Raw genomic sequence first — 20,351 nt, forward strand, 5'->3', positions numbered from 1 at the left:
GCATCACATGGACGGCGATTCAGCATCCGCCAGCCCCGGCGCCAACGCTTTCGCCTCCGGGAACAGGGCGAAGCGCAGGCCCACCAGGCCCATCAACGCCTCGTCGCGTGCCTTGCAGGCCGCCACGCTGCCGACCCGCCCCAGCGAGGCATCCAACCGCTCGCGCAGCGTCTGATCGGCGGTGATCGGCCGGCGTGCCGCGACCTGGCGCCGATAGTGCGCGGCAATCTCCTGCAGGATCTGCTCAACGGCCTCGCGGCTGCGGTCGGGCAGTTCCAGCCGAGCACGCCGCAGCTGCAGGATGTTCAGGCCGATGCGGGCTTCATTGAGCATGTCCACCGACGCGATGTCGCTGCCTTCCGGCGTCGCCGCCAGCCGGGGGGCCAGCAGCCCGAGCAGATCGAGCATGCGCGCGGCGAAGCGCTGCCGGTCCTGCTGTCCGCGGCCTTCGGCCGCTTCCGCCAGGGTGGTCCAGCCTTGCCGGACCAGCCGCCGCGCGGTCCATTCGGCACCTACCGAGCGGAACAGGCGGGTCATCACCACCGCAAAGCCGATGCCGATGAACATCGCCACTGACGAGTTCACGAACGTCTGGATGTTGGCGCTGTAGGTGTTCTGCAGGCTGAGCAGCGCGGCCAGATTGACCGTCAGCGGCAGCGCAAACAACGCACTCTTGGGGTGGTGCAGCAGCAGGCCCAGCGGCAGGAACGCCACCGCCAGCACCAGTGCCAGCAGTCCGAAGTCGTGAACGGCGGGGAATACACCGAACAGGTACACGCCTGCGACCAGCGAAGCCACCATCGCCCACACCAGGAACGAGACCATGCTCGGTGCCGGATCATCCTGTGCCGCGAAGAAGGCCGCCGTCACCGCAGCCATCATCGCGCCGTTGCCACCGCCTTCCCAGCCCAGCGCGATCCACAGCACGCAATAGCCCATCAGCGCCACGCCGGCGCTGAGCGCCGAGAACAGCGCCATGCCGTAGTCGACGTGCCTGTCGGCCGCGACCCGGTCGGTGCGGATGCGATAGTGCGCGCGGTCCAGCGGCGCGTTGCCGTGGTCGATCGCCTGCTGCAGCGTGCGGCAGTCCTGCCACAGGTCCACCAGCTCTTCCAGCCGCAGCAGCAGGCTGGCCAGCTGCAGGTGCTGCAGGTCGCGGTCCACCTGCGGCTTCACTGCGCTGATGCGCGCACGCAGGCGGGCGTAATCACTGGCACTGGCCGGTTGCTGCAGCCATTCGTGAATGTCGTCGATCACTGCCGGCAGCCCATCGGGCAGCGACTGGCCATTGCTTCGCAGCGCACTCAGGCGATCGGCAATGGAGGAAAGCACCGGCAACAGCAACAGCATGCGCTCGCGCAGCCGCTCCATGGAGACCGCCGCGCCGGTGTGGCGCGGATCATCGCGGCGCAGGAACTCGATCAATGCCTCGAACTGCACCAGATCGGCGGCCAGGCGGTTGCGCGGTGCATGCGCGCGGCCTCGCTCCAGGATCTGCCGGCACCACTGCGCCGCATCCTCCATCCAGGTGCCGATGCGTGCGCGCAGCATCGGCCGCACCGAAGCCGGGAACAGCAGCGAGGCGAACAGCACCGCCACCACCGTGCCGAGGATGATCTCCTCGCTGCGTGCCACGACCGTGTCGAAGATCGTCTCCGGCGAGGTCACGGCGGGGAAGCCGATGAAGGCGGTCGTATAGCCGGCGAGCAGGAAGGCATAGCCGCGCGGGCCGCGGTTGAGCAGGGCCAGGAACAGGCAGCCGGCCAGCCAGAACGACATCGCCGCGCTCAGCAGCAGTGGGGTTTCCACCAGCGCGGGCAGCACCAGCAGTGTGGCCAGGCCGGCCACCAGGGTGCCGACGATGCGGTATACGCCCTTGGCGCGGGTTGGTCCCAGCAGCGGCTGGCTGACGATGTAGACCGTACCCATCGCCCAGTACGGGCGCGACAGGTTGCCGGCCATGGCGATGTACAGGGCGGCGATCGCGGCCAGGTAGGTCTTGATCGAGAACAGCCACGCCTGGCGATCGGTCACGGCGTTCATCACTTAGTTCGCCGTGGCCCGTGGAGCGGCCGTCGCCTGCCAGCCACCGCCGAGCACCAGGAACAGGTGGATCTGATCGCGCGAGACCTGTGCTTCGGCCGCGGCCAGTGTGGCATCGCTGGTGGCCAGGCTGCGGTCGGCGTCCAGGCTGGCCAGGTACGGTGTCCGCCCACCCTGGTAAAGCCGGCGGTTCTGCTCGGCTGCCAGCGCGGCCTGTTCCTGGGCGATGCGCAGCGACTGCAGGCGGCGCAGGTCCTGTGCGTAGCGGTCCAGAGCGGTCTGCGTCTCACGCAGTGCCTGCAGCACAGTGTGGTCGAACTCGGCCAGCGCCGCATCGGCGCCCGCTTCGGCAGCGTGGATGCGTGCATGACTGCCCGATGACGGCAGCGTCCACGAGATCAGCGGCCCGATCGACCACTGCTGGGTCATGGGCTGGCCGAAATCTTCCAGCAGGCCGGCGGCGCCGATCGAAGCCCCCAGACGGATGTCCGGATAGAGTTCGGCAGTAGCCACGCCAATGCGCGCGGTGGCCGCGGCCAGCCTGCGTTCGGCCTGGCGCACATCCGGACGACGCTGCAGCAGCGCACGGCCATCTCCGACCGGCAGCGGTTGCGTCAGCGACGGTGCCTGTGCGCAGTCGATCACTCCGCCCGGCAACTGGCCGGGGGTCTGGCCGAGCAGGGCGGCCAGGGAGTACGCCGCCGCCGAGCGCTGCGCGCGCAACGGCGGCAACGCGGCCTCCAGCAGGGCGACCTGGGCATTGGCACGGGCCAGTTCCGGCGGCGTGCCGCGGCCGGCCGCGATCAACCGCTCGGTCACCGAGCGGCCGCGCTGCTGCAGCTGCAGCGAATGCTCGGCCACATGCAGTTCGTGGTTGGCGTGGCAGATCTCCAGATAGCTGTCGGCCACCTGCGCGACCACGCTGACCTGGGCCAGGTCGCGCGCCGCTGCGACCGCCTGCTCGTCGGCCCGCGCCGCTTCCGCACCGCGCTTGAGCTTGCCGAACAGATCGAACTGATAGCTGACCGCGAACTTGCCATCGGCCAGGTTGATCACCGGCAGTTCGTGTTCCTGCAGGAACGATTCGGCCGACAACTGCGCGCGGCTGACGCCGGCCTCGGCCTCGTACTCGAAGCCACCGGCGTCCAGTGCCTGTTCGTACACGGCCGCCGCGCGGCGCAGGTGGGCATCAGCGGCTTTCAACTCAACGTTGTCGCGCAGCGCCTGGCTGATCAGGCCGTCCAGCACCGGATCGTCGTACAGCGACCACCAGCGCGCCGGCAGCGGCTGGTTGGCGGCGATCTGCGGGTTCTGCGTATCGATGAACGCCGCATTCGCCTCCGGGCGCTTGAATGCCGAGCCTTCCGGTAGTGCATAGTCGGGACCAACGGTCCTGCACGCGGCCAGGCTGGCCAGTGCGACGATCAGGCCGAGACGGGACAGTGCGGTATTCACAGGCGGCCCCGCGTCGGCGTGGGGCCGGCCTTGCTGTCATCTGCGCGGTGGCCGGTATCCACCGTCACGGTGGCGGTGCGGCCGGCGATCAACTCAACACCCGCGGGAAGATCATCGATGGCAATCCGCACGGGAATGCGCTGCGCCAGCCGCACCCAGTCGAATGCGGGTGTGACGTTCGGCAACAGGCTGCTGCCGTTGCTGCGGTAGCGGTCCTCGATGCCGGCGGCGATGCTCTCCACATGTCCCTGCAATGGCCTGGATTCACCCATCAGGCGGATGTCCACGCGCTGCCCGGGCACCACACCCTGCAGGCGGGTCTCCTCGAAATAGCCATCGATGCGGAATGAGCCGGTATCCAGCAACGCCAGTACCGGTTTGCCGGCCACCACGTAGTCTCCGACGCGCAGCGTACGGTCGTTGACCCGGCCGTCTGCCGGTGCGCGCACTTCGGTGCGGCCCAGATTGAGTTCGGCCAGATCGACTGCGGCCTGTGCCGTGGCCAGCGCGGCCTGTGCGGCCTGCAGCTTGGCCCGGCGCACTTCGGCGTCCTCGGCAGCGACGAGGTCCTGCAGGCTGCGATCACGACCGATCTCGCGCTTCAGCTGGGCCACCGACGCCTGGCGCTCGGCCAGGCTGGCCTGTGCCTGCTCCAGTGCGATGCGGTAGCGCGCACGGTCGACCACGAACAGCAGGTCGCCCTTCTTCACCGCCTGGTTGTCGGCGACGTTCACCGTCTCCACCAGGCCGGACACATCCGGCGCCATCTGCACCACGTCCGCGCCGACATGGGCGTCACGGGTCCAGGGCTCGTCCATGTAATAGACCCACAGCTGGCGCAGCACCAGCAGCGCGACGATCACGGCGGCACCGGTGAGCAGCACCGGCAGGGACTTCTTCACGATCTTGTTCACGATTGCATCCAGCGCAGAAGGTGGAAAAGCAGGCCCAGCACGATCCCGTACAGCGCCAAGTTGAACAGCGCCGGGTGCCAGACATGGCGGTAGGCACCGGCGCGTTGCAGCAGCGCGTGCAGACCGCTGTTGAGCAGATAGGCCAGCAGCATCAACCCGAGCAGGGTCGGGACGAACACTCCGTGGAGACTGAATTCACCAGGCATCGGTAGGGCAGGGCAGATGGGGGAGGGGAGGAACAACGGCACAACAACAACGGGTGACAGCCGCTGGCGTGGCAACGGCAGCGGCAGCATCCGGGGACATCGGTCTCACGTGATGCGGTCGGCGGCCTCGGCCAGCAGGCGCCATGCCTTCAGCACGGCGTGCAGTTCATCCATGGAAAGCGCGCCGAACACGTCCTGACGCAGGTCGATCAACTGATCTTCAAGTTCCTGCACCAGGGCTTGGCCGGCCTCGGTCAGCCACAGCAGGTTGGCGCGACGGTCGCTTGCATCACTTTCACGGCGGACCAGGTCGCTGGCACAGAGCTTGTCCAGCAGGCGTACCAGCGAGGGGCCCTCCATGCCCAGCTGCTGGGCCAGGGCGACCTGGCGGATGCCGCCGCCGGAGCGGCCGATCATCAGCAGGGGCATGGTGCAGGCGGTGGAGATCCCGTAGCTGCCCAATCGGCTGTCGGCCAGGCGCTGCCACTGCCGCCCTGCATACAGCAGGCCGGAGCTGAGCTGCATCTGCAGCACGGTGCGCTCGTCGAGGGGGCGGTCCATAGATAGATAGGATACTACTAATTTCATTCCTATCAATAGGTTTGCTGAATGGGCGCCCCATTGCGGTAGCGCCGGGCCGTGCCCGGCGAGCGGCATGGGGCCCGTCCACAGAGCCCGCCGGGCATGGCCCGGCGCTACCGCAGCACGTTCCGGAGCCATGAGCCTCGGCCCTCGACCCCGACTGCCGGGGCGCGATGAACCATCCCCACGGGACGACCCACCCCCGGTCCTCCGCCACCCGCCCCACATCCCGCGAACGCGGTGGGTGGGCTCCTTAAAGGCAAGAGCAGAAGCAGTGCGGACCAACGGTCCGCACCCACCAGGGCAGCGGCGCGCCGCTCCCGAAGCCATGAACCCCCGCTTTTGACCCCGCTTTCGGGGGCCGACCGCGCCAGCAGGACATTGTCGGAGAGGGGAGGGGCAGGCCGGGCAGGACCGTCCACGGCATGGATGCCGTGGCCGAGCCTACAGGGACGTACTTGCGGCGTGTCCTGCCCGGCCTGCCCCTTCCCCCTCTCGCTCAGCAGCCACGAGGCGCCGGAAGAACCCCCGATGAACCATCCCCACGGGACGACCCCCCCCCCGGTCAGGTACGATGCTCGCCCCCCGTTCGGGACGCTGTACGCAATGAGCAAGAACAACGAAAAGGCCGCCCCGCAGGGCGACGTGACCCAGGACCAGGCCGAGGATGCCGTGCGCACCCTGCTGCGCTGGGCCGGAGAGGACCCGTCCCGCGAAGGCCTTCTGGACACCCCCCGTCGCGTCGCCGAAGCCTACGGCGACTGGTTCAGCGGTTACCGCGATGACCCGCGCGCCTACATGGAGCGGACCTTCGAGGAAGTCGCCGGTTACGACGAACTGATCGTCCTGCGTGACATCGAGTACGAAAGCCACTGCGAGCACCACATGGCGCCGATCATCGGCCGCGTGCATGTCGGCTACCTGCCGGCCGGCAAGGTGGTGGGCATCAGCAAGCTGGCGCGCGTCGTCGAGGCCTATGCCCGCCGTTTCCAGGTGCAGGAAAAGATGACGGCGCAGATCGCCCAGTGCATCCAGGACGTGCTGCAGCCGATCGGCGTCGGCGTGGTCGTCGAAGGGGCCCACGAGTGCATGACCACCCGCGGCATCCACAAGCGTGGGGTCAGCATGGTCACCTCCAAGATGCTCGGCAGCTTCCGCGACGATGCGCGTACCCGCGCCGAGTTCCTGCGCTTCATCGAAGTGGGCGGCAAGCGCTGAGCCGCTTCTCCCCGCACCGCCGGCCCATGGTGGCCGGCCTGCCCACGGCTGTCCCCGCGACGGCCGTGCGTGGCTGCCCGCAGCCGCCTGTCTTTCCCGATCCCCTCGCTGCATGAAGCATCGCGAACGCATCTCCCGCTACCGTCACCTGCGCGAACAGCCCCAATGGAAGCTGCTTGCCGCCGACCACGCGCCCGAAATCATCGGTCTGCTGCAGAGCCTGCTGATGGACGGCGAACGCACCTTGCCGTCCTCGGTGCTCAACGAGCGCCTGCAGCGCGCGCTGGACCAGCTCAATGGGGACGAACTGGCCCGTGACCTGCCGCGCACGGCGCAGGCCTACATCGCACACTGGCTGTCCCAGGGCTGGCTGGAGCGGCGGCTGCCCGAGGGTGCCGACCAGGAGCAGTACGAACTGTCGACCCAGGCCCTGCAGGCGATCCGCTTCGCCGACAGCCTCGAGCAGGCGCGCGTGGCTGCCACCGAGAGCCGCCTGGCACTGGTCATCGAACAGCTCTCGCAGCTGGCTGCACAGACCGAATCCGACCCCGACGCACGCCTGTCTGCGCTGCGCGACGAGCGCGACCGCATTGACGCCGAGATCGCGCGGGTCAGCGCCGGTCGTGTGGTTGCCCTGGACGGCAAGCGTGCACTGGAGCGCGCCCGCCAGATCATCGGTCTCGCCGACGAGCTGACCGAAGACTTCCGCCGGGTGCGTGACGGCTTCGAGCAGCTCAACCGCGAGTTCCGCGAGCGCATCATCGACGACGAAGGCGAACGTGGCGATGTGCTGTCGCAGCTGTTCGAGGGTGTGGACGTGATCGGCGAAAGCGATGCCGGCCGCAGCTTCCAGGCATTCTGGCGCCTGCTCAATGATGCCGAGCAGAGTGCGCAGCTTGATGCCGCGCTGGAAGCCGTGCTGGCACGGGGCTTTGCACGCCGCCTGGATCGCAACGAGCGCAACTTCCTGCGCAGCTTCACCAGCACCATGCTTGAACGCGGCGGCCAGGTACACGATGTCCTGCAGAATTTCGCGCGCAGCCTGCGCGGCTTCGTGCAGAGCCGCGGTTATCTTGAACAGCGTCGCCTCAATCAGCTGCTCAAGCAGGCCCAGTCCGAAGCGCTGGCTCTGCGCGACGAGTTCCCGGCCCAGCGCACGATTGGCCGTGACCTGCAGTTGACGACCAGCCGGCTGCGCTCGTGGTCGCAGTGGAAGCTGCACGACCCCCGCAGCGCCCAGGTCGATGGCAATGTCGAGTACAACGACGCGGCCAGCATCAGCCTGGAGAGCGTCGGTGATCTGGTGGCCTCGTCCGAAATCGATTTCCGCACCCTGCGCCGCGACCTGCACGACCTGCTCGATGCGCAGCCGCGGCTCAGCATCGCCCAGGCGCTGTCGCAGCGCGAAGCGCCGCAGGGCCTGGGCAGCGTCATCGGCTACCTGTCGCTGGGCACGCGCTTCGGCAGCGTGGTCGCTGGCGAACAGGAGCTCGCCGAATGGCGTGGCGGCGACGGCCAACTGCGCCGCGCACGCATCCCGCTGGTTTGGTTCACCCAGGAGAGACGCCATGAGCTGGCATGAAGACCCCATCGAAGCACCGTCTGCCGACCAGGCCGAGGACGCCTACGAGGCCGAGCCGGCGATGCTCGAAGCGCAGCCACGGCGCGGCAACAGCGTGTACTACCTGGGTGATACCGGCCGCCTGCCGCTGGATGCCCGGCGCGCGCTGTGCCAGCTGCTGATCGGTCCCAGCATCGACCAGCTGCGCCACGCCAAGCTGTGGCCGGCACTGGTGCGCAGCGAGGCGGGCATCCGTTCAGCGCTGTCCGACCTGTTCCTGGAACTGGTGCTCGACCGCGAAAGCGGTGTGGCATTCACCCGCCAGGCCGACACCGAAGACGTCGATGCACCGGTACTGCTGCGGACCTCGCCGCTGACCTTCATCGACTCGGTGCTGTTGTTGTTCCTGCGCCAGCAGCTGGCTGAGGCCGACGCGCGCGGCAACCGCGCGGTGGTCGCCGACGCCGAGATGGCCGAAGCGCTGGCCATCTACGAGAAGAACCTGTCCACCGACCGCGCCGGCTTCAACCGCCGCGTTGCATCGGCCGTGCAGAAGATGAAGGACAACCACATCCTGACCCGCCTGAGCGGCCAGGACGACCGCCACGAAGTCTCGCCGGCGCTGAAGCTGCTGTTCTCCGCCGAAGACGTGTCCCAGCTTTCGGCGGTGTACCGCCAGCTGCGCGAAACCCCGGCCGCCGAAGCCTGAGAGACCCGAACACCGCATGGCCATTTCCAAGCACACCCCCGCCCTGTTCAATGAAGGCCTGCCGGACCCGCGCCTGCAGCAGTTCCGCATGCGCCGCCTGCAGGTGCACAACTGGGGCACCTTCAACGGCCTGACCGAAGTACCGATCGCCGAGCGTGGCTTCCTGTTCGTCGGCCGTTCCGGCTCGGGCAAGTCGACCCTGCTCGATGCCATGTCCGCGCTGCTGACGCCGCCGGCCATCGTCGACTTCAACGCGGCCGCACGCGAAGCCGAGCGCAGTGGCCGCGACCGCAACCTGGTGTCCTACGTGCGCGGCGCGTGGGCCGACCAGCAGGACAGTGGCACCGGCGAGATTGCCACGCAGTACCTGCGCAAGGGTGCGACCTGGACCGCACTGGTGCTGGAGTACCGCGCCGGCGACGGCCGCGTGGTCAGCCTGGTGCGCCTGTTGTGGATCTCCGGCAACGGCACCTCGGCCGGCGACGTGCGCAAGCACTACATGATCGCCGAGCGTCCGTTCGACATCGCCAAGGATCTGGGCGGCTTCGATCTGGACCTGCGCAAGCTCAAGCAGAAGCTGGCCGACGTCCACCACTTCGACACCTTCTCCGGCTATGCCGAGCGCTTCCGCGACCTGCTCGGCATCGACAACGAGATGGCGCTGCGCCTGCTGCACAAGACGCAATCAGCGAAGAACCTGGGTGATCTCAACGTCTTCCTGCGCGACTTCATGCTCGACACGCCGAAGACGTTCGACGCCGCCGAGCGCCTGGTGAGTGATTTCGCCGAGCTTGACGGGGCCCATCAGGCGGTGGTCACCGCCCGTCGCCAGGTGGAGACGCTGTTGCCGGCGCGCGCCTATTACGCCGATTTGAAGGAAATGCACCGGCAGCGCGGTGACGACGAGGCGCTCAAGCTGGGCGTCGACAGTTTCCGCGAGAGCCGCCGTCAGGCGCTGATCGAAGCGCGCCTGCGCGAGATGGACGTGCGTGACCGTGGCCTGCTGGGGGAAGAGGCGCAGCGCCGCGCTGCGCTGGACAACCACAGCGAACGCCTGGCCGAGCTGGAACTGCAGCGGCGTCAGCAGGGCGGCGAGCGCATCGAAGAGCTGGAGCGTGAGCAGGGCCGCGCCGAAGCCGAGCGCGATCGCCGCAAGGCCAAGCGCGACCAGGCGCAGGAAGCCGCACGGAAACTGCAGGCCGAACTGCCCGACGATGCCCATGGCTTCGCCGAACTGGTCGAGCGTGCGCAGAACGAACTGCAGGATCGCCAGCGCGCTTCGGCCTCGCTGGACGATGCCATCAGCGAGCGCCTCGGTGGCAAGCGCGATGACGAGCGTCGCTTCGCTGAAGTACGCCTCGAACTTGACGCGATGCAGCGCACGCCCTCCAACATTCCGGCGCCGATGCAGAAGCTGCGTGCACGGTTGGCGGAAGAGACCGGCATTTCCGAGGTGGCGTTGCCGTTCGTCGGCGAGCTGATCCAGGTCCGCTCCGAAGAACAGGGCTGGCAGGGTGCGATCGAACGCGTGCTGGGTGGCTTCGCGCTGTCGCTGCTGGTTGACGACAAGCACTACAACGCGGTTGCCGACTGGGTGAACCGCACCCACCTCGGCATGCGCTTCACCTACTACCGCGTGCGCCGCAACGACGAGGCGTTCGCCCGCGAACCATCGGCGAAGTCGCTGCTGCACAAGCTGGAGCTGCGCGACCACGTGTTCGAGAGCTGGCTGCGGCGTGAGCTGGGCAAGCGATTCGACTACGAGTGCGTGGACGCCAGACAGCTGCGCAACGTCGACCGCGGCATCACCCGCGAAGGCCAGGTCAAGCATCCGGGCGATCGCTTCGAGAAGGACGACCGCAGTGCCGTGGGCGACCGCCGTCGCTGGATTCTCGGTTTCAACAATCACGACAAGGTCGGTGCGTTCGAACGTGAGGCGCAGGAACTGGCCAAGCGCATCGCCAGCTGCGAGACCGATATCGCGAGCCTGCGTGGCCAGCGCGATCGTGACAACGAGCGCCGCCTGGCCTGCCACGAGCTCGCGGGTATCCAATGGAACGAGATCGACGTCGCCGCGCCCCAGCAGCGCCTGACCGACATCGAAGCCAGCCTGCGCGACCTGCGCGAAGGGAATGCCGACCTGGCCAGGCTGGCACAGCAGATCGACGCCGTGCGCGCCGACATCGAGCAGGCCCGCCGCACCTATGAGGATGTCCGCGTCGAGCGCGGCCAGCTGGTCCGGGAACGTGACCGCCTCGACCGCGCGCGCCAGCAGAGCCGCGCGCTGGTTCTGCCAACGCTGGCCGAAGCGCAGGAGAGCGGCCTGGCAGAGCGGTTGCAGCAACAGGGCCCGCTCAGCCTGGAAACGCTGGAAGCGCACATGCGCCAGGTCAGCAACGCGCTGAACGAACAGTTGTCGTCCTCGCAGCAGGACCTCAACCGTATCGAAAACCAGCTGGTCGGCTGCTTCCGCCGCTTCATCCAGCAGTGGCCGGAAGAATCCGGCGACTTCACCGCATCGGTGGCGTCGGCCGAGGACTTCCTCGCCCGCCTCGACCGTCTCGAACGCGATGGCCTGCCGCAGCATGAGGAACGCTTCTTCGATCTGCTGCAGAACCAGAGCAAGAACAACCTGCTGGCCCTGCAGCGCCACAGCGCCGAGGCTCGCAAGTCGATTGGCCAGCGCCTGGACGAAGTCAACGCCAGCCTGGAGCAGGTGCCGTTCAACCGGGGCACCCTGCTGACCATCGAATTGAGCGACCGCCGGCTGCCGGAAGTGCTGGAGTTCCAGCTGCAGCTGCGCGAAGTGCTGTCGCAGCAGCAGACCGAGCAGCGTGAACTGGCGGAGTCACAGTTCACCGTGCTGCGCCAGCTGGTCAACCGCCTGGGTTCGCAGGAAGGTGAGGACAAGCGCTGGCGCGAGCTGGTCCTGGATGTGCGCATGCACGTGGAGTTCATCGGCGTCGAACTCGATGCGGAAACGCGCCAGCAGGTCGAGATCTACCGCAGCGGCGCCGGCAAGTCCGGTGGCCAGCGGCAGAAGCTCGCCACCACCTGCCTGGCCGCAGCGCTGCGTTACCAGCTCGGCGGCGCTGACAGCCAGCTGCCCAGTTACGCGGCGGTCGTGCTCGACGAGGCCTTCGACAAGGCCGACAACGAGTTCACCGCGCTGGCGATGAACATCTTCGACAACTTCGGTTTCCAGATGGTGGTCGCCACGCCGCTGAAGTCGGTGATGACCCTGGAGCCCTTCATCGGTGGTGCCTGCTTCGTCGAGATCAGTGGCCGCCACGATTCGGGCGTGCTGCTGATCGAGTACGACGAAGAAGGAAGGCGCCTGAAGCTGCCCGAGCGCAGCCGCCAGCAGGCCAATGAACCGGAGGAAGCCGAAGCCTGACCGCCTCGGGCAATCCACCTGTAGAGCCGAGCCATGCTCGGCTGCTCTTCGCGACCTGAAACAACGTGCCAACCAAGGTTGGTACCTACCATTTCATAACGTCCCTCACGAACCGCCGAACGTATCCCAGCCCATCCGCGCGATCAGCACTACCACCAGGCCCACGAACAGTTTGCGGATGAACGGCGTGCCGCCTTTCAGTGCCAGCCGCGTGCCGACCACCGAACCGATGATGTTGGCCGTGGCCATCGGCAGTGCGAACAACCACAGGATGTTGCCGGTCGGCACGAAGAACGAGATCGCCGCCATGTTCGTCGCCAGGTTCACGACCTTCGATGCGGCCGACGCACGCAGGAAGTCCAGGCCGAAGAAGCGCACGAACAGGAAGATCAGGAAGCTGCCGGTGCCTGGCCCGAAGAATCCATCGTAGAAGCCGATCGCAGCGCCGATCACCAGCGCGATGGTCAGTTCGCGCCGGCCGATCTCCTGCGGCCGGTGCAGCGCGCCGAAATCCTTCTTCCACAGGGTGTAGGCCAGCATCGCCACCAGCAGCACCAGCACCAGCGGCCGCACGGCATCCTTGGGCAGCAGGCTCACCGCCGTAGCCCCGGCGAACGAGAACACGAATGCCGTGCCCGCGGCGAACAGTACCGGCTTCCAGGGGAACCGCACGTTGCGTGCATAGCGCCACGCCGCCGCCGCCGTGCCGAACATCGAACTGAACTTGTTGGTACCGAACAGCATCGCCGGCGTCTGCTGGGGCAGCACGGTGAACAGGCCGGGCAGCTGTACCAGTCCCCCTCCACCCACGGCAGCATCGACCAGGCCGGCAATGAAGGCGATCACCACCAGCCACCACAACTCGGGGGGAACCAGTTCCAGCACGGGGATCATTCAATGTGGGGGCGCGACAGCATACGCCTATCGCCGATGGATGCCCGACGTGACTCGAGCGACAATACCCTCATGAGCCGAAACCCTGCCGATTCCTGCCCCTGTGGCCTCGCCACGGACTACGCCGACTGCTGCGGCCGCTTCCATGCCGGCGAGCCCGCACCGGACGCCGAGCGCCTGATGCGCTCGCGCTACAGCGCGTACGTACGTGGTCTGGCCGACTACCTGCGGGCCACCTGGCATCCGACCACCCGTCCCGCCGAACTGTCACTGGACGAGGCGCCCGGCCAGCGGACGCACTGGCTTGGCCTGACCGTCCACGAGCACCAGGTGAATGGGCCCGACCATGCGGAAGTGCGATTCACCGCCCGCTACCGGGTGGGCGGCGGCAGTGCGGTGAAAATGAACGAGCGCAGCCGGTTCGAGCGCATCGACGGACGCTGGTACTACCTCGACGCGATCTGAACCGGTTACGCGACGGCATCGATGTGAACGGCGCGATGTCACGCCATGACGTTGCGCTCACCCGCACCGCTGGATGCTGGCTGCATGGACAGCGCTACCGTCGCCGTCGCTGCTCCGCAGCGTGAACTCGCCCACCGCTATGCGCAGACGCGCGCCCGCAGCGTGCTGCTGGCCGAACCGCTCAGTGCCGAAGATGCCATGCTGCAGAGCATGGCGGACGCCAGCCCGAGCAAATGGCATCTGGCGCACACCACGTGGTTCTTCGACCGCTTCGTGCTGGCCGGTCTATCCGGCGCACCGGCACGTGACCCCGCGTGGGACTACCTGTTCAACAGCTACTACAAGAGCATTGGACCGGCGCATGCCAGGCCGCAGCGTGGCCTGCTCTCGCGCCCGTCGCTGCAGCAGGTACTCGATTACCGGCAGCAGGTCGATGCACACCTGCTGACGCGTCTCCGCGATGGCGATCTTGACGATGAAGCCCTGCAGCATCTCCAGCTGGGCCTGCAGCACGAGCAGCAGCACCAGGAGCTGCTGCTGACCGACATCAAGCACGCGCTCTGGTGCAATCCGCTGCATCCGCCCTACCGCCAGGACCTGCGCGCCGCCGTCAGCGTAGCCAGTCCGCTGGGCTGGATCGAATCTCCCGAGCGCATCGTCACCGTCGGCGCACCGGCGTGGCCACAGCACGCTACCTTCGCCTACGACAACGAATCGCCACCGCATCGCGTGCTGTTGCCGGCCCACATGCTGGCTGATCGACCGGTCTGCAACGCGGAGTACCGGGACTTCGTCGAAGCCGGCGGTTACCGCGATCCGCGCTGGTGGCTCAGTGAGGGCTGGGCTCTGCGCGAAAGCGAGGACTGGCAGCATCCACTCTATTGGGATGACGCCCTCCAGCGCGAATACACGCTCGGCGGCTGGCGCGACCTCGACGCGCATGCGCCGGTGTGCCATCTCAGCTACTACGAAGCCGATGCGTATGCCCGCTGGGCCGGTGCGCGCCTGCCCAGCGAATTCGAGTGGGAGGCCGCCGCGACGTCGCAGCCGATCGCCGGCCATTTCGCCGAGGACGATCATCTGCATCCTGCTGCAGCACAGGGCGGGGGACTGCGGCAGCTGTTCGGCGACGTCTGGGAATGGACCGGCAGCGCCTATGGCGCATACCCCGGATTCCGTCCGTTCGCCGGCAATCTGGGTGAGTACAACGGCAAGTTCATGTGCGGGCAGTGGGTCCTGCGCGGCGGCAGCTGTGCCACCCCGCGCGGGCATGTGCGCGCCAGCTACCGCAACTTCTTCATGCCACCTGCGCGCTGGCAGTTCTCCGGCCTGCGCCTGGCGAGGGATCTGCCGTGAGCACCGTACAGGATGCGCTGCAGGCGCTGACCGATCTGACGCCCAGCCGCGAGCAGATCCTCGCCGACACACTGGCCGGACTGTCGCGCACTGCGCGCCAGCTGCCGTCGAAGTACTTCTATGATGCGCGCGGTTCACGCCTGTTCGAACAGATCACCCACACGCCGGAGTACTACCCCACGCGCACCGAGCTGGCCCTGTTGAATCGGGTGCTGCCGGATATCGCACGCGTGGTGGGCCCGCGCCTGCACGTGGTCGAGCTGGGCAGCGGCAGTGGTCGCAAGACCGCGCTGTTGCTAGCCGCGCTGCAGGATCCCGTGGCCTACACCCCCATCGAGATCTCCCGGGCGGCGCTGCTGTCGAGCATCGATCACCTCGCTCCCGCGCTTCCCGACGTGGAAATGCTGCCGGTCTGCGCTGACTTCACCCGTCCGGTGGACGTGCCCGCACCGGAGCGCGAGCCCGCGCGGCGCCTGCTGTTCTTCCCGGGGTCCACGCTTGGCAACTTCGCCGGCGAGGACGCCCTCGCCCTGCTGCGGGCCATGCGTCAGACCATGGGTGACCACGGCCTGGCCCTGATCGGCATCGACCTGCACAAGGACCCCGCGCTGATCGAAGCCGCCTACAACGACGCCGAAGGCATCACCGCGGCATTCACCCTCAACCTGCTCGTCCGCCTCAACCGTGAGGTGGGCAGCGATTTCGATCTGGACGGCTTCCGCCACCGTGCCCGTTACAGCACCGAACGTCTGCGTATCGAGACCGATCTGGTCAGCCAGCGGGCACAGGACGTCCACCTCGATGGCCGCACCTTCCACTTCGAGGCCGGTGAGGCGATCCGCGTCGAGTACAGCCACAAGTACACCGATGACGGCTTTGATGCGCTGGTGCGGCAGGCCGGCCTGCAGGTTGCGCAGCGCTGGGACGCTGACAGTCCAGCTTACGGCCTGCGGCTGCTGCGTACGCTCTAGAGAGGCCAACGGCCGGCAACTGCTTCAGCATCGCCGGTCGCTCAGCCTCTAGTATGGTGTCAGCACCGGCAACACGGAGGACGCCATGCCCACCCTGACCGCACTCGGCCTGGCCGCGGCACTGGCCGCGCCGTCAACGGCGCCCGACCTGACCCCGCCCGATCCCGCGTTCACCCGGTGTCTGGCACAGCTGCAGGCAACGGCAGCTACCCAGGGCATTGCCGCAGACCGCTTCGGTGCGATCACCGCCGACCTGCGTCCTGATCCCAGCGTGCTCGGCTTGCTGGATGCGCAGCCCGAATTCTCCACCCCGATCTGGGACTACCTGGCTGCACTGGTGGACCGCCAGCGCGTCGACGATGGACGGGCCATGCTGCAGCAGCACCGCGACCTGCTTGATCGCATCGCCGCGCAGTATGGCGTCGATCCGGTCACCATCGTCGCCGTCTGGGGCGTGGAGAGCGACTACGGCCGTGTATTCGGCAAGCGTCCGCTGCTGCAGTCGCTGGCGACGCTGTCCTGCGCCGGCCGGCGGCAGGCGTTCTTCCGTGGCGAACTGCTGGCCCTGCTCACGCTGATCGATCGCGGTGATCTGCAGGCTCAAGGTCTGACCGGGTCCTGGGCCGGCGCGTTCGGCCATACGCAGTTCATGCCCAGCACCTACGCACGCATCGCCGTCGACGGCGATGGCGACGGTCGCCGTGACCTGGTGGGCAGCATTCCCGACGCACTGGCGTCCACCGCCAACTACCTCAAGCGCGCCGGCTGGCGCACGGGAGAACCGTGGGGCATGGAGGTGCGTGTTGCCGACGGCTTCAATACCAGCCTGGCCGGCCGTACCCAACGCCGGTCACTGGCTGACTGGCGTACGCAGGGCGTGACAGCGCTGGACGGCAGCGCGCTGGCTCCGGCGGGTCTGGCTGCCGGCGCGCGGGCGGCACTGCTGCTGCCCGCCGGCATCAAGGGGCCGGCCCTGCTGGTGTTCCGCAACTACGATGCGATCTACAGCTACAACGCTGCCGAAAGCTATGCGCTGGCGATCGCGACGCTGGCTGATCGCCTGCGCGGCGGCAGCGGCCTGGCCACCGCCTGGCCGACCGATGACCCCGGGCTGGGCCGTGATGAGCGCCGTCAGCTGCAGACCCTGCTGCTGGCGCGGGGGCATGATATCGGTACCGCTGATGGCATGATCGGCACAGCCAGCCGCCGGGCGATCCAGGCCGAACAGCGCCGCCTGGGATGGAGCACGGCCGATGGACGAGCCGGCCAACGCATCCTGCGCGCGCTGCAGAGCGCGGCGCCGCCTGCGGTGGCCTCCACCCGCTTCACGCTTCCCAGCAACTACAGTGCCGTGCAGTCGCCGGCCATACGGAGTCGATCCAACGTGCAACAGATCCAGGGCGTACGCAGTGGCCAGTTCCAGGGGCTTGATGCCTGGCTGGTGGAAACCCCCCAGGCCACCGCAGCCATCAGTGTGTTCGGCGGCCAGCTGCTCTCCTTCGTACCCAAGGGGCAGCCCGATCTGCTGTGGCTTTCGCCACGCCGTGCCGCATTGCCGACCCCCATCCGCGGCGGCAGCCCGGTGTGCTGGCCGTATTTCGGGCGACAGGGGCAAGGCGACGATGTGCCCGCGCATGGTTTCGTGCGCACCCTGCCGTGGGAGCTGAAGGAGGCCCGCCGGCTGGACGACGGCAGCATCGAACTCGTATTGGCTCCCCCTGCATTGGACAACCTCGCTCTGCGCCTGGCCATGACCGTGCGCATCGGCCGTGAACTACGGCAGCAGCTGGTGACCGACAATCCTGGCACCGTGCCGGTGACGATCACCCAGGCGCTGCACAACTACTTCCGCGTGGGCGATGCCAGCAAGGTCGAAGTCGATGGCGTGGACGGGCTGGAGTATCTGGACAAGTTCGAGAACTATGCACAGGCGCGGCGCCAGCAGGGCCCGTGGTCCCTGCGCGATCCGCGCGACCCGGGCCGCAGTGACCGCATCTATACCGGGGCAGATGGCCACTACGTCCTGCGCGATCCGGTGCTGAAGCGTCGCATCACGATCCGTACCGAAGGCAGCCGCTCGCTGGTGGCCTGGAATCCTGGCGCGGAAGCGGCAGCGAAGATGGCCGACGTGGGAGACGGCTGGCGCGATTACGTCTGCCTGGAAGCGGCCAATGCCGGGCCCGACGTGATCACCATCGCACCGGCCGGTCGCCACGTGCTGGTACAGACCTTGTCCAGCTCGCCACTGTGAGTGGACATCCCGCCACGGATGGCAATCCCTACGCTGCGCCGGTTGCCGGCGATGCGCCGTCGAGCCTGGACGCCGCAATGGCGGTCTATGACCGTCATCCACGGCTCGCCCGCGTGGTGGCCGACAACTTCGCTGTCTATGCCGAGTTGTGGCGGCTGCGTCGGGATCCGCCGGGCTGGCCGCGTCCCTGGAACTGGGCCGCGTTCCTGTTCGATTTCAAGTGGCTGCTGTACCGGCGTATGTACGGCATGGCGGTGGCCTACGTCCTGATCAGCATGGTGGGGGGTGCCGCCATCGTGCTGGCCGGAATGGACGACGCGGCGATATGGGGGTTGACGTTGGCCTTGAAGATCGCAGTGTCACTGGCGGCCAATGCGCTCTATCTGCGCCGCTGCAGGGCGGTGATCGCCCGCGCCGAAGCGGCCGGCGCGGGTGACGGCGCACGCGTCGAGGCCTATATCGACCGGCGCAGCGGCGTCAGCCGGCTGGCCCTGGCCCTGGGCCTGGGCATCGCGTTCAGCGTCGCACTGCAGGCGTTGGACCTCTTCGGCGGCGCCTAGCTGCGGGGCTCACGTGGCCGCAGGACCAGCAGGCACAGCGCGCCAGCGACCAGCCCCCAGAAGGCGGAACCGATACCGGCCAGCGACATCCCCGACGCAGTGACCAGGAAGGTGACCAGTGCCGCCTCGCGGTCGCGCTCCACCGCCAGTGCGCTGGCCAGGCTGTTGCCGATGGTGCCGAACAGTGCGATGCCAGCCACGCAGGCCACCAGCTCCCGCGGGAACGCGGCGAACAGTGCGGCCACGGTGGCGCCGAACAGGCCGATGACGATGTAGAACACACCTGCCGCCATCGCCGCGGTATAGCGCCGGGAAGGATCCTCATGGGCATCGCGGCCCATGCAGATGGCTGCGGTGATCGCGGCCAGGTTCAGCGCATAGGCACCGAAGGGGGCCAGTACCGTGTTGACCACGCCGATCCAGCCGATCAGCGGCGATACCGGGGCGTCGTAGCCGGAGGCGCGCATCACGGCGACGCCGGGAATGTTCTGCGAGGCCATGGTCACCACGAACAGGGGCAGGGCGATGCCTGCCACGGCAGTCCACGACAGGGAAGGTGTCACCCACTGCGGGACCGCCAGCTGCAACTGCAGCTGCTGCGCGTGCAGCAGACCGCGGCTGGCCGCGACCGCGATGCCAACCAGCAGGGTCGCGATCACGGCGTAACGCGGGAACAGGCGCCGGCCAGCCAGCCAGGTCGCGAACATCGCCAGGGCAAGTACCCTCTGGCTGTCCATTGCGACGAACACATCCAGGCCGAAGCGCAACAGCACACCGGCCAGCATGCCCGCCGCCAGCGCCATCGGCACACGTTGCATGAGCCTGGCGAAGATGCCGGAGAAGCCGGCCAGCATTGCCAATGCCGCAGCAAGCAGGAACGCGCCTGTCGCCTCGGAGAGCGAAGCGCCGCCGGCGCCCACCACCAGCATCGCGGCGCCGGGCGTCGACCACGCGGTGACCACCGGTACCCGATAGCGAAGTGACAGCCCGATGCAGGTCACGCCCATGCCCAGTCCCAGCGCCCACATCCAGGATGCGATATGGGCCTGATCGGCACCGACCGCCTGCGCGGCCTGGAACACGATCACCGCCGAACTGGCGAAGCCCACCAGTACGGTGATGAAGCCGGCGACGATCGCCGGCATCGATAGATCCCGCCACCATCCGTGGCGCACCTGCGTACTCATTGCCTGCTCTCCCGTGTGCATCCCTGCATTGATAGCGCCTGAGGCGTTGCCCGCGCAACGCGCGGGCAACGCCTCAGGGAGCATCGAGTGCGCGCACCGGCCGGCACAAGCGCCAGCGCTGTCATTGTCCTGAAAGATAGTGGTTGACGAATCCGGCAGGATCTCTAGAATTCGCTCCCTCGCTGCAGCGCGATGCTTCCCCGGAAGCAGCACGCAGAAGCGACGCCACGCCAGCGGACGAGATGATCGAACGAAGGTGTTGACGGACTCGAAAAGTCCGTCATAATAGGCGGCTCGCAACGACGAAAGCCTCTCGGGGCCAACGACGAAGCAGCTCCGGCGACAACGTCCACCCCGGTGCGACGGCCTTGAAAAAGGTGTTGACGAAGCGGAAAAGCCGGCTATAATGGGCGGCTCGCTACGAAGGAAACTTCGCGGCATACGGGAACGGCGCTGAGGCCACTTCCCCGGATCTTTGAAAGTATGCGCAGGTATCTTGTGAAGGCGCCTGCAGGAAGGATGACTGTCCATCTTGCAGACGTTTGATCAAGCAACTATTAATTGTTTTAAAGCAAGCGATAC

General features: G+C 67.5%; 16 protein-coding genes. 9 read left to right on the forward strand and 7 right to left on the reverse strand.

Features of this window, described 5'->3' with window-relative positions; genetic code table 11:
• Positions 1 to 3 precede the first annotated feature (3 nt).
• The 5 genes from AC5P5M_RS17795 to AC5P5M_RS17815 all read right to left on the reverse strand — a co-directional run bounded on the left by AC5P5M_RS17795 (position 4) and on the right by AC5P5M_RS17815 (position 5,179).
• Positions 4 to 2,043, reverse strand: a complete 2,040-nt coding sequence (locus tag AC5P5M_RS17795) for an FUSC family protein (protein WP_253118421.1) — start codon at positions 2,041 to 2,043, stop codon at positions 4 to 6.
• 3 nt (positions 2,044 to 2,046) lie between these two features.
• Positions 2,047 to 3,498 (reverse strand): efflux transporter outer membrane subunit, encoded by a 1,452-nt coding sequence (locus AC5P5M_RS17800; RefSeq protein WP_065174051.1) that lies wholly within the window; start codon positions 3,496 to 3,498, stop codon positions 2,047 to 2,049.
• The gene (locus AC5P5M_RS17805; RefSeq protein ID WP_495206216.1) at positions 3,495 to 4,412 is read right to left on the reverse strand and encodes an efflux RND transporter periplasmic adaptor subunit; all 918 of its coding nucleotides are present in this window, start codon (positions 4,410 to 4,412) and stop codon (positions 3,495 to 3,497) included. Before AC5P5M_RS17805 ends, AC5P5M_RS17800 begins: the two co-directional genes overlap by 4 nt.
• Entirely contained in the window at positions 4,409 to 4,618 is a 210-nt protein-coding gene (locus tag AC5P5M_RS17810) for a DUF1656 domain-containing protein (protein ID WP_053517257.1), read from the reverse strand. The genes AC5P5M_RS17805 and AC5P5M_RS17810 overlap by 4 nt, the downstream gene beginning before the upstream one ends.
• Positions 4,619 to 4,723: 105 nt before the next feature.
• Complete coding sequence (locus tag AC5P5M_RS17815; protein WP_065174050.1) at positions 4,724 to 5,179, reverse strand: MarR family winged helix-turn-helix transcriptional regulator; 456 nt, start codon at positions 5,177 to 5,179, stop codon at positions 4,724 to 4,726.
• A gap of 627 nt (positions 5,180 to 5,806) precedes the next feature.
• Here AC5P5M_RS17815 and folE point away from each other — a divergent pair.
• From folE to AC5P5M_RS17835, 4 genes are all read left to right on the forward strand, one after another.
• The gene (gene folE / locus AC5P5M_RS17820) at positions 5,807 to 6,418 is read left to right on the forward strand and encodes a GTP cyclohydrolase I FolE (protein WP_004141296.1); all 612 of its coding nucleotides are present in this window, start codon (positions 5,807 to 5,809) and stop codon (positions 6,416 to 6,418) included.
• A gap of 112 nt (positions 6,419 to 6,530) precedes the next feature.
• On the forward strand, positions 6,531 to 8,000 hold the full coding sequence (locus tag AC5P5M_RS17825; RefSeq protein ID WP_053520046.1) for a DUF3375 domain-containing protein: 1,470 nt from the start codon (positions 6,531 to 6,533) through the stop codon (positions 7,998 to 8,000).
• Positions 7,987 to 8,688: a DUF4194 domain-containing protein gene (locus AC5P5M_RS17830; protein ID WP_053520047.1), complete on the forward strand. Its 702-nt coding sequence runs from the start codon at positions 7,987 to 7,989 to the stop codon at positions 8,686 to 8,688. The genes AC5P5M_RS17825 and AC5P5M_RS17830 overlap by 14 nt, the downstream gene beginning before the upstream one ends.
• A 16-nt stretch (positions 8,689 to 8,704) precedes the next feature.
• Positions 8,705 to 12,085 carry an ATP-binding protein gene (locus tag AC5P5M_RS17835; protein WP_065176260.1) on the forward strand — a complete coding sequence of 1,127 codons (3,381 nt, stop codon included), beginning with the start codon at positions 8,705 to 8,707 and terminating at the stop codon, positions 12,083 to 12,085.
• 105 nt (positions 12,086 to 12,190) lie between these two features.
• Here AC5P5M_RS17835 and AC5P5M_RS17840 read toward each other — a convergent pair whose 3' ends face one another.
• Positions 12,191 to 12,970, reverse strand: coding sequence for a sulfite exporter TauE/SafE family protein (locus AC5P5M_RS17840; protein WP_128987800.1), 780 nt, complete (start codon positions 12,968 to 12,970; stop codon positions 12,191 to 12,193).
• 81 nt (positions 12,971 to 13,051) lie between these two features.
• On the opposite strand from AC5P5M_RS17840, the gene AC5P5M_RS17845 reads away from it, so the two are divergent.
• The 5 genes from AC5P5M_RS17845 to AC5P5M_RS17865 all read left to right on the forward strand — a co-directional run bounded on the left by AC5P5M_RS17845 (position 13,052) and on the right by AC5P5M_RS17865 (position 18,582).
• A complete protein-coding gene (locus AC5P5M_RS17845; RefSeq protein ID WP_495206217.1) occupies positions 13,052 to 13,444 on the forward strand; it encodes a YchJ family metal-binding protein in 393 nt (130 codons plus the stop codon).
• Positions 13,445 to 13,528: 84 nt separating this feature from the next.
• Positions 13,529 to 14,800 (forward strand): ergothioneine biosynthesis protein EgtB, encoded by a 1,272-nt coding sequence (egtB, locus tag AC5P5M_RS17850; protein ID WP_495206218.1) that lies wholly within the window; start codon positions 13,529 to 13,531, stop codon positions 14,798 to 14,800.
• Positions 14,797 to 15,771, forward strand: coding sequence for an L-histidine N(alpha)-methyltransferase (egtD, locus tag AC5P5M_RS17855; RefSeq protein WP_053520052.1), 975 nt, complete (start codon positions 14,797 to 14,799; stop codon positions 15,769 to 15,771). Before egtB ends, egtD begins: the two co-directional genes overlap by 4 nt.
• Before the next feature lie 85 nt (positions 15,772 to 15,856).
• Positions 15,857 to 18,022, forward strand: a complete 2,166-nt coding sequence (locus tag AC5P5M_RS17860; protein ID WP_495206219.1) for a lytic murein transglycosylase — start codon at positions 15,857 to 15,859, stop codon at positions 18,020 to 18,022.
• Positions 18,019 to 18,582, forward strand: coding sequence for a DUF2628 domain-containing protein (locus AC5P5M_RS17865; protein WP_495206220.1), 564 nt, complete (start codon positions 18,019 to 18,021; stop codon positions 18,580 to 18,582). The genes AC5P5M_RS17860 and AC5P5M_RS17865 overlap by 4 nt, the downstream gene beginning before the upstream one ends.
• On the opposite strand, the gene AC5P5M_RS17870 is transcribed toward AC5P5M_RS17865, so the two are convergent.
• The gene (locus AC5P5M_RS17870; RefSeq protein WP_476342993.1) at positions 18,579 to 19,769 is read right to left on the reverse strand and encodes a benzoate/H(+) symporter BenE family transporter; all 1,191 of its coding nucleotides are present in this window, start codon (positions 19,767 to 19,769) and stop codon (positions 18,579 to 18,581) included. The genes AC5P5M_RS17865 and AC5P5M_RS17870 overlap by 4 nt on opposite strands.
• Positions 19,770 to 20,351: the final 582 nt, after the last annotated feature.

Source organism: Stenotrophomonas sp. YJH_SMC_106-19 (genome assembly GCF_059368375.1).